Consider the following 1,014-nt stretch of genomic DNA (forward strand, 5'->3'; position numbering starts at 1 on the left):
TTGCCATAATACCTGACTCGGACTTTTAAAGCCGAGTCTTTTTCTTGGACGATGATTCAAGCGTTGAGTAATTTCTGCAATATATGCATCCGTATAGTCATTCAAGTCACTGCCTTTTCTAATATATTGTCTGATCAATCCATTCGTATTTTCATTTGTTCCACGCTGCCAGGCGCTATAGGGATCAGCGAAATACCAGTCGACATCTAATTCCTGAGCAGCATACTCATGCAGGCTGAACTCTTTACCATTGTCCGCGGTAATTGTTTTTAGGTGTGCTTTGATCGGTTCCAATAATCTGATCGTAGCCTGGCAAACTTCCTCAGCCTTGCGCGTGCTGCACTTTTTCAGCCAAAGATAACCTGTCTTCCGATCTACAATTGAAACCAGGGATTGTTGGTGGTTCTTGCCAACTATCGTATCTATTTCCAAATCACCGAAGCGGGAGCGCTGCTCAATCTCAGCAGGTCGATCGTGAATGCTTTTGCGGTTTGTCAGTTGGCCACGAGTCTCGATAGAGCCATATTTTCTCTTCCTTTGATTTCTGAAACGTAAGTTGTGGAAGAGCACACCACCTCTGCTTTTATCCTGCTGTATAAACCTGTATATGGAATGCAGACTGACTGAAACATGAGAAGCAATCTGTTCGGGACTCCATTGGAGATCAAGATAAGCAATGACTTGTACCCAAGTATCATAAGGGATTCTTTTGGGATTAGGACAATGCCGTCTGCGAGCTAATTTATGGGCATGTTGAGCGAAATAACCATTCCTTGCCCGATTGCGTGCTATTTCTCTGGAAATAGTGGAAGGCGAACGATTTAGCCTCCAGGCGATATAACGCTTAGAAAAACCTTCACGTAACAATGTGGAAATCTGATATCTTTCTTCTTGAGTAAGATGAGTATAGTTCATGATGCAACTTTGACTTTGGTCGGTCGGAAGCAAAATGCTAGCTCATCTTGCTTCCTTCCAATAATTTAATCTCTGTTGCACTTCATTTGAGAATCCAAG

The 1,014-nt window shown here is 42.8% G+C and carries 1 protein-coding gene; it reads right to left on the reverse strand.

What is annotated here, in order from left to right:
- A partial coding sequence (locus NI461_RS14040; RefSeq protein WP_253157858.1) for an IS30 family transposase occupies positions 1-915 on the reverse strand: 915 nt, incomplete at its 3' end.
- Positions 916-1,014 lie beyond the last annotated feature (99 nt).

Origin of the sequence: Acinetobacter sp. S4400-12, assembly GCF_024129495.1 — a bacterium.
Lineage (GTDB): Bacteria > Pseudomonadota > Gammaproteobacteria > Pseudomonadales > Moraxellaceae > Acinetobacter > Acinetobacter lwoffii_C.